This is a genomic window from Vannielia litorea (genome assembly GCF_018424695.1).
GTDB classification, from domain to species: Bacteria; Pseudomonadota; Alphaproteobacteria; order Rhodobacterales; family Rhodobacteraceae; genus Vannielia; species Vannielia litorea_A.
On sequence record NZ_QTNQ01000124.1, the window covers coordinates 1 to 7,790 of the forward strand.

Genomic DNA, 7,790 nt, shown 5'->3' on the forward strand with positions numbered 1-7,790 from the left:
CCCCGCCCCAGATCAGCCCGAGATCGGCGCGCGACACGGCGAGGATGTCACCGAAGAGATAGGCCTCGAGATCGAGCCGCGCCCCCCCGGGAATGAGCGCCACCGCGAGCAGCCCGGCGGCCAGCGCCTTCTGCTGGCGGTCGGGGCGCAGCCCGTGAAGCAAGTGGGCCTCGGCGCCGCAGTGGAGCGCCTCCAGCACGCCGTAGAGGGTGAGCGAGTGGGTGAGGCTGCCGAGGGTTGCAACCCGCGTGCCGGACCCAAGCGACCACGCCGCGCGGTTCACCTCGAAGCTTGCGATCCAGCTGGCCTGCCTGCGGCGGATGATGCGTGGCGCGCCGGTGGTGCCGCCGGTGAGAGTTTCAAAGGCTGGCGGGCTCTGCGCGGGGCCGAGGTGCAGCTGCGGCGGGGCAAGGCGGAAGGTGGCCGTGGGCGCGGCAGCGAGGGCGGCGCGCAGAAGATCGGCCTCCGTGGTGCGTACGGAGGGCGGCGTCAGCGGCTGCGGGCCGTCGGGGCCGAAGAGGCGTGCGCCGGGGGCGGCAGTGAATAGCCCGTTCATGCCTGGCGGCGGCGCAGCAGCGGCCGGGCGAGGGCGGTGAGCGCGAAGAAAGCGGCCGCCGTGCAGACGATGCTGGGGCCAGTCGGGCTATCGAGCTGATAAGACAGGCGCAGTCCGCCGAGGGCGGCGGCGGCGGCCAGCACCACCGCAAGTACGGCCATGGCCTCGGGCGTGCGGGCCAGCGGGCGGGCGGCGGCGGCGGGCAGGATCAGCATGGCGGTGATCAGCAGCGCCCCCACCACCTTGATCGCCACGGCCACGGTGAGCGCAAGGGCGAAGACGAGCAGCATGTTCTCGCGCTTGGGGTTGATGCCGGAGGCGCGGGCGAGGTCGGGTGAGACAACGGTGACGAGCAGCGCCTGCCACCGCCAGATCAGCGCAGCGCAGACCACAGCCACCCCGCCCCAGATCAGCCCGAGATCGGCGCGCGACACGGCGAGGATGTCACCGAAGAGATAGGCCTCGAGATCGAGCCGCGCCCCCCCGGGAATGAGCGCCACCGCGAGCAGCCCGGCGGCCAGCGCGGAGTGGGCCAGCGCGCCCAGCAGCGTATCTGTCCCGGTGCGGCGGCCCGAGAGCAGGGTGATGGCCAGCCCCATGCCGAGTGCGGCGACGGCGACGCCGACAAGGATGGAGATGCCGAAGCCCAGCGAGATCGCCACGCCGAGCAGGGCGGCATGGGCAGTGGCATCGCCGAAGTAGGCCATGCGGCGCCAGAGCACGAAGCAGCCGAGCAGTGCCGAGACAAGCGCCACCCCGACCCCGGCAAGCGCGGCGCGGACGAGGAAATCATCCAGCATGGGCACCCCGGGGAATCACGATTTTCCTGCGAAAAATCGGGGTGTTGGGGCGGTCAGTGCGCGTGGTCATGTGCGGCGTCGTGGTCATGAGGATGGTCATGCGGGTGATCGTGGGAATGGTCGTGGTGGTGGCGGTAGAGCGCCAGCGCGCCATGGGTGCCGGCGCCGAAGAGGGCGCGATACTCGGCGGAGTTGCGCACCACATCGGGGGTGCCTTCGCAGCAGACGTGGCCGTTGAGGCAGATCACCCGGTCGGACGCGCTCATCACCACGTGCAGCTCGTGGCTGACCATCACCACGGCGCAGCCGATGCTGTCGCGCACATGCTCGATCTGCTGGTAGAAGGCCGCCTGGCCGGGCTGGTCGAGGCCTTGGGTGGGCTCGTCGAGCAGGAGGATCTGGGGTTCGGCAAGCAGGGCGCGGGCAAGAAGCACGCGTTGAAGCTGCCCGCCGGAGAGATCGGCCAGTTGCCGGTGTTCCAGCGCGGCCACCTCCGCGTAGCGTAGGGCCCGGCCCCTTGCATCGGCGCTCACCCGGCGGGGCAGCGACAAGAAGCGCGCCACCGTCATCGGCAGGGTCGGATCGAGCGCGAGCTTTTGCGGCACATAGCCCAGGCGCAGGCCGGGCGCGCGGCGGACCTTGCCCTTCATAGGGGGGAGTTCACCGATCAGGGCCTTGAGAAGGCTGGTCTTTCCCGAGCCGTTGGGGCCGACGATGGTGGTGATTTCGCCCGGCTCGAAGCGCGCTGAGACGCCCTCGAGCACCACCTGCCCGTCCCGCGCAAGGGTGACGTTCTGCACCTCGATCAGGGCGGTCACGGACGGCTGCCTGGCTGGCACTGCGGGCAGAGGCCGCGCGCCTCCACCACCGCATCTTCCACAGCGAAGCCCGCGCCGCGCGCATCGGCGGCGAGTGGCGCCTCGGAGGCCAGCGCCTCGGCCACCCGGCCACAGTCGCGGCAGATCAGGAAGGCGGCGCCATGGCCCTCGCCCGCCTCGGGGTGGGCGCAGGCGACGTAGGCATTCAGCCGCTCGATCCGGTGCACGAAGCCTTGCTCCGTCAGAAAGTTCAGCGCCCTGTAGGCCACCGGCGGTTTGTCTCCCAGCCCCTCGGCGGCGAGCCGCTCCAGCAGGTCATAGGCGCCGAGCGCCTTGTGGCTTTCCAGCAGGATTTCCAGCGCGCGGCGGCGCAGCGGTGTCAGCCGGGCGCCCCGCTCCGCGCAGGCGGCCTCGGCGGCGGCCAGGGCCGAAGAGACGCAGGCGCGGTGATCGTGGGGCGCAAAGCCGGTTGGGTCAGACATGGTGAGGCCGTTATGTTATAACGCATTGCTACCTAGCGCCGATGCCCGCGTGGTTCAACCCTCGGTGTCGAGCCAGATGGTGATGGGGCCGTCGTTGACGAGGGCCACCTTCATGTCGGCCGCGAAGCGCCCGCGCTGTACTGGCACACCGAGCCCGGCCAGCGCCTCGGCGAAATGCTCATAAAGCGCGCGGCCGGTCTCGGGCGCGGCGGCGGTGGAGAAGCCGGGACGGTTGCCGCGGCGGGTGTCGGCGGCCAGGGTGAACTGGGAGACGACAAGCGCCGCCCCGCCGGTGTCGGTGACCGAGCGGTTCATCTTGCCCGCCTCGTCCTGAAAGATGCGCAGCTTGGCGACGCGGGCGGCGAGCTTTTCGGCCTCGGCCTTCGTGTCGCCCTCCATCGCGCAGACCAGCACCAGCAGGCCCGGCCCGATCTCGGAGAGGCGCGCGCCATCGACGGTGACGGAGGCCTCGAGCACCCGTTGCAGCAGCGCCCTCACGCCAGCTCCCCAGCCCAGGGCGGGTTGGCCCCGGCGCGTTGCACGGTGACGGCGGCGGCCCTCACGCCGAGGCGGAGCGCGTCGATCACCACCTCCTGCGGCAGCCCCTTGGCCAGCGCCGCCTTGGAGAGCGCCCCGGCCCGGTCAAGCCCCGCCAGAACGCCCGCGTTGAAGGTATCTCCCGCGCCAACGGTATCGACCACCTCGACCCGCTCGGCCAGCACGGTATGGGCGCCCGAGGCGAGGTAGGCGGTGACGCCCCGTGCGCCCTCGGTGATGCAGATCATCTTCGGCCCCTTGGCCAGCAGCGCCTCGGCATGGGCGGCCGGGTCGGCATCGCCGAACATCCACATCAGGTCTTCATCGGAGAGCTTGAGGATGTCGGTATGGGCCAGCATCGCCTCGGTGCGGGCGCGATACTCCGCCTCGTCGGGGATAAAATCAGGGCGCACGTTCACGTCCATCATGATGAGCTTGGATCTGGAGTGGCGCTTCATCAGGGAGAAGTAGGTGTCGCAGCAGGGCTTCACTGCCAGCGAGATGCCCCCGAAGAACAGCGCCCTTGCAGAGCGGGGCAGGGCCGGCAGATCCTTCACCCGGATCATCCGACCGGCGCTGCCCTCGTCGAAGAAGGCATATTCCGCCTGCCCTCCCGTAAGGCGCACGAAGGCGAGCGTGGTGGGCCGGTCGGCGCGCATGAGCAGGTCGGGCGCAACCTTCGACGCCGCGAGCCCCTCGACCAGTTGCGCGCCGAACATGTCGGTGCTGACGCCCGACACCAGCCCGACATCAGAGCCCAGCCGTCCAAGCGCGATGGCGGTGTTATAGACCGAGCCGCCGCAGACAGGCAGAAACATTGCCTCCCCGTCGGCGCCTGCGCGCGGCAGCATGTCGATCAGGGCTTCGCCTGCGCAGATGATCATGGAGTCCTCCGGGGTCACGTTACCGCTAACATCGCCTTGTTTGCACTGGCTCTAGCCGGAATCGGGTGCAGGGCGCAAGGGCTGCGCGGGATGGTGGGGCACGTCCTGCCCTACGGCAGCTCCAGCGCAAGCTCCCGGCGCAGAACCGCGCGCGTGGCGGCCTCGAAGGCCCCGGGCCAGTCGAGCCCGATGCGCGTGTGCAGCGCCCGGGCACGGGGCAGGAAGCCCCCCGCAACCTCGGCATAGCCCGCCAGAAGCGCGGCGCGGTCGGGGCCGGGACAGGGCAGGGCAATGAGGATGGCCATGTCTTCGGGCGGGAGAAGGCGGGAGGGGTGCAGCGCGCCGCCCTTGTCGGGCTCGGGCACCTCCTCCAGCATCAGCTCGGCCAGCTTGTCACGCAGGATCCCGAGGCCACGGACCAGCAGCACGTCCTCGCCCCGGCCCGCGCCCACGTGCAAAAGGCCCAGAACGCGGAGGAACTCGTTGGTGATGGACGAGACCCGGGCGGGCGAGGGCGCGGCAGGGGGAAGGGCTTCGGGCAGTGTGGCGTGCAAGCCGACCGGGTCATGCAGCGGCACCAGCAGATTTTGCGCATGGCCCTCCAGCCCGTCGGGCAGAAACAGATCCACCCTGCGCCATTCCGGCGTGATCGCATTGCACAGCCGCCCGCCGAACAGCTCCTGAAAGTACACCACGCCCGGCCCGGCCTCCAGCGCGGCGTGCAAGGCGGCCACGGCGGCGGTCCTGTTGTCGGTGAGGCCGACCAGGTCGATGTCGGAAAAGCGATCGGCGCTGCCCCGTCCGTGGCTGCCGGAAAGAAACAACGCCGTGAGGCCCGTCGCCTGCGCCAGAGCGGTGGCGAGGGTTTCGATCAGCGCGGCGTCGTCAGAGGCTTTCCAATCCATGCGGGCAGGTAGCGCGCCTGATGGGCAAGGCACGCGCCCTGTTCATTTTCTTGCTGCAAATATCTCCGGGGGTGCGGGGGCCGCGCCCCCGCTGCGCGCGCGCGGCCAGCTCGCGGCTACTGGTTCATCGCCACCGCGTAACCGATCGCCCCGGCCACGATCAGGCCCAGCACCACGGCGAAGGCGATCTTCCAGGCCGACCAGGGCCGCTCGCCCTGCACCTTGCCGGACTGGCCGTTGACCACGAAGCGATAGCTTTTGCCCTTGTATTTGTACGCCGCAAGCCAGACGGGCAGCAGGATGTGCTTGAAGGTGATGTCGCTCATGTCGGTGTTGAGCGTCACGATCTTTTGCTGGTCGCCACCGATGTCGAAGCGCACGTCGCGGCGGATCTGGGCTTCCATGATCCCCTTGGCCTCTTCGAACCCCTCCGCCAGCTCCACCTGGTAGCCCTCGGCGCGGAACCCCGCAAGGAAGTGCGGGGCATATGGCTCCAGCCCGGTCAGATTCCAGGGTTGCAGCCCGTCGGTATATTTCTTCGGCAGGCTGCGAGAGGCCAGCACCAGCACGTCATCGAACCAGCGCGCCACCCGGCCCTTCACCGGGCTCCAGCGGATCTTGCGGACGCGGCGCTGCTCGGGCTTGCCGTCGCGCATCACGGTCTGGGTCACGTAGTAATAGACGCCGCGCATGCCGGTGTAGCGGCTCTTGGTATCGGCGTCATAGGTCCAGTAGGGCACGTAGATGCCCTGCATCTTCCGGCCCTTGCGGGCGTATTCCTGCAATCCGCCGGGCGCGAACCAGAGCTTGCCGAGCCAGGCGTTCATCGCGTCCCTGGCCTCGTTTTCCTTGAGGGCGAAGGGCACGAGGCCCTTGGGCTTGATGTGGCGGTGGGTGCCGGTGTCGGTGACGATGGGGGAGGCGCAGAAGGGGCATTCGGTGGCGTGGTCATGCGCGTCGAATTCCACCTGCGCGCCGCAACTGTCGCACTGGAGCACGCGGGTCTCTTCCATCTCCGCCACGGGCAGTTGCGCCCGGAGCGCCGCCTCGTAATCCAACTCGGTGATCGGCGAGGCCTGTGACACCTCTTCCTCCGCCGCCTCCTCCCGATGGCCGCAATGGTCGCACATCAGCGCGCCCGAGGTCGGGTCAAACCGCATGTCGGCACCGCAGGCGGGGCAGGGGAAGCGGTGTTCTTCGGTGGAGGTGGAAGCTGTGTCAGTCATTAAAATCGCGTTCGGCTCGGAAAGGGTTGGCCGCAGGTTAGGGGATGGCGCGGGACGGTGCTAGGGGGCTAACGGCGCCGCAGCCCCATCCGCGCCATCAGCCCGTCCTTGAGCACAAACTGATGGTAGAGCGCAGCGGCGGTGTGGGCGGCGGCGGTGAGGAGCAGCAGGGTTTTCAGCAGCTCATGCAGGTCTGCTGCCTCCTCCCAGCGCAGGTAGAAGGCAAAGCCGCCGGACCATGGCGTTGCGATGGCCAGGGCATAGAGCACCCAGTGAGTGATCTCGGCGACCCGCTTCTGCCAGGCGGGGTCCGCCTCGGGCGGCGGTGGGGCACCGCGGAAGAGCCGCAGGGCGAGTCGGGCGAGCATGAGGAAGAACACTGTCAGGCCGAGGATGCCGTGGAGCGGCAGGGGTGCATCGGCCGGCATGTCTTCCCAGTCGTCCATCTGATCGGAGAGCAGGAAGGCGCCGACGATCAGGACCACCACCAGCCAATGGAGGATGATCTGGAGGCTGGAGTATGTGGTGGGGCGGGGCATCGCGGGCCTTTCAGTGCCAAGGGGCGGGGCCGTCGAGGTCGCGCTGGCCGAAGACGTTCTCGCGGTGCCAACGGAGGTTGGCCGGGTGAGGATGGTCGCGCTGGTGGGCGGGCAGGTGCAGCTTGCCGGATGGCGAGAGCAGGCGGGTGGTCACCTCGTCGGGCACCTTGTTGCGGGAAACAAGGATCGAGTGATCGTCGGCCACCGAGATCAGCCCGCGGTCGAACATCCAGTGCAGCGTGCCGGAGAGGGCGAGGCCGTTGTGCACGCTGTCGTCGCCCTGCCGCTCCACCGGAACGATATGCGCCGCCTGCACCTCGGGCCGCCCGCCACCGTTGCGCAGTTGCAGGCCGGAGAGGGCGCAGCGGTAATCGTAGGCCTCGCGCACCTTCCGCCGGAACGCTACGTCGCGGTAGGGGCGCGAGGAGAGGCGTTCGATGACGGGGCGGATGAAAGGCTCGGGCTTGTCGTCAACGTCGCTCCGCGCAGGATTGTATCGATTGGCCTCCATTTCCTCCAGATTCTGCGGCAGACCGAGGTTCACGATATAGGCAAATTCTTGCTCCGGCAGAACACGCACTGAGCTTGTGTTCTGGCCACCGGACATTGGAGTGCCATCGCAGTTTGTCAGTGCGGACTCCAGCAACTTGCCGTCTATAACCCTCGGAACATCAGCGTCAAAGGGCAGATAGCTTTCGATGAGCGCTAAATGGTGCTCACGGTTCTTCGGGTTGGGAATAACCTCAGATATCTTTCCCACCCCGAAGTACCTGCGGGCGCCGGGTCCCCTCCCGGGTTCATAGTAGACGAACCAATCCCCGACGCCCTGTTGGACGCGTGACAAGTAGTCATTGGGAAAATCATAGACCTTCGTCGGAACATCAGCGTACCCGGAACCCTCTCTGTGCAGCAGGACGAGCTTGGCCATAGGCCCCGCGCCTCATACCCCCGGCGGTGGGGGCGGGGGGAGGATGGTGAAGAGTTGGGCCAGTTCGGGGATGTCGCCCGCCTTCAGCCAGCCGTCCTGCCCGGCGGTCCAGACC

General features: G+C 68.7%; 11 protein-coding genes. All 11 read right to left on the reverse strand.

What is annotated here, in order from left to right; all coding sequences use genetic code 11:
* The coding region (locus DYI42_RS22370) for a metal ABC transporter permease (RefSeq protein ID WP_213549133.1) at nucleotides 1-556 on the reverse strand (556 nt) is incomplete at its 3' end.
* Nucleotides 553-1,356: a metal ABC transporter permease gene (locus tag DYI42_RS22375; protein ID WP_213549135.1), complete on the reverse strand. Its 804-nt coding sequence runs from the start codon at nucleotides 1,354-1,356 to the stop codon at nucleotides 553-555. The genes DYI42_RS22375 and DYI42_RS22370, both read right to left, overlap by 4 nt.
* A gap of 53 nt (nucleotides 1,357-1,409) precedes the next feature.
* A complete protein-coding gene (locus tag DYI42_RS22380) occupies nucleotides 1,410-2,174 on the reverse strand; it encodes a metal ABC transporter ATP-binding protein (RefSeq protein ID WP_213549137.1) in 765 nt (254 codons plus the stop codon).
* Nucleotides 2,171-2,656 carry a transcriptional repressor gene (locus DYI42_RS22385; RefSeq protein WP_213549139.1) on the reverse strand — a complete coding sequence of 162 codons (486 nt, stop codon included), beginning with the start codon at nucleotides 2,654-2,656 and terminating at the stop codon, nucleotides 2,171-2,173. Before DYI42_RS22385 ends, DYI42_RS22380 begins: the two co-directional genes overlap by 4 nt.
* A 54-nt stretch (nucleotides 2,657-2,710) precedes the next feature.
* Nucleotides 2,711-3,154, reverse strand: a complete 444-nt coding sequence (gene dtd, locus DYI42_RS22390; protein ID WP_213549141.1) for a D-aminoacyl-tRNA deacylase — start codon at nucleotides 3,152-3,154, stop codon at nucleotides 2,711-2,713.
* Nucleotides 3,151-4,077: a carbohydrate kinase family protein gene (locus DYI42_RS22395; protein ID WP_213549142.1), complete on the reverse strand. Its 927-nt coding sequence runs from the start codon at nucleotides 4,075-4,077 to the stop codon at nucleotides 3,151-3,153. Before DYI42_RS22395 ends, dtd begins: the two co-directional genes overlap by 4 nt.
* Before the next feature lie 110 nt (nucleotides 4,078-4,187).
* A complete protein-coding gene (locus DYI42_RS22400; protein ID WP_213549143.1) occupies nucleotides 4,188-4,982 on the reverse strand; it encodes a nucleotidyltransferase domain-containing protein in 795 nt (264 codons plus the stop codon).
* 116 nt (nucleotides 4,983-5,098) lie between these two features.
* Nucleotides 5,099-6,208, reverse strand: coding sequence for a TFIIB-type zinc finger domain-containing protein (locus DYI42_RS22405; RefSeq protein ID WP_213549144.1), 1,110 nt, complete (start codon nucleotides 6,206-6,208; stop codon nucleotides 5,099-5,101).
* Between the two features lie 68 nt (nucleotides 6,209-6,276).
* Nucleotides 6,277-6,747 (reverse strand): cytochrome b, encoded by a 471-nt coding sequence (locus tag DYI42_RS22410; RefSeq protein WP_213549145.1) that lies wholly within the window; start codon nucleotides 6,745-6,747, stop codon nucleotides 6,277-6,279.
* Nucleotides 6,748-6,757: 10 nt separating this feature from the next.
* Nucleotides 6,758-7,393 carry an HNH endonuclease gene (locus DYI42_RS22415; RefSeq protein ID WP_244868090.1) on the reverse strand — a complete coding sequence of 212 codons (636 nt, stop codon included), beginning with the start codon at nucleotides 7,391-7,393 and terminating at the stop codon, nucleotides 6,758-6,760.
* A 294-nt stretch (nucleotides 7,394-7,687) separates the two neighbouring features.
* A partial coding sequence (locus DYI42_RS24375; RefSeq protein ID WP_244868093.1) for a DUF4339 domain-containing protein occupies nucleotides 7,688-7,790 on the reverse strand: 103 nt, incomplete at its 5' end.

Excerpts from the sequence above, each read along its gene's own strand:
- DYI42_RS22375 (WP_213549135.1), bottom strand. The coding sequence starts at position 1,356 with ATGCTGGATGATTTCCTCGTCCGCGCCGCGCTTGCCGGGGTCGGGGTG.
- DYI42_RS22385 (WP_213549139.1), bottom strand. The coding sequence starts at position 2,656 with ATGTCTGACCCAACCGGCTTTGCGCCCCACGATCACCGCGCCTGCGTC.
- DYI42_RS22395 (WP_213549142.1), bottom strand. The coding sequence starts at position 4,077 with ATGATCATCTGCGCAGGCGAAGCCCTGATCGACATGCTGCCGCGCGCA.
- DYI42_RS22400 (WP_213549143.1), bottom strand. The coding sequence starts at position 4,982 with ATGGATTGGAAAGCCTCTGACGACGCCGCGCTGATCGAAACCCTCGCC.
- DYI42_RS22405 (WP_213549144.1), bottom strand. The coding sequence starts at position 6,208 with ATGACTGACACAGCTTCCACCTCCACCGAAGAACACCGCTTCCCCTGC.
- DYI42_RS22410 (WP_213549145.1), bottom strand. The coding sequence starts at position 6,747 with ATGCCCCGCCCCACCACATACTCCAGCCTCCAGATCATCCTCCATTGG.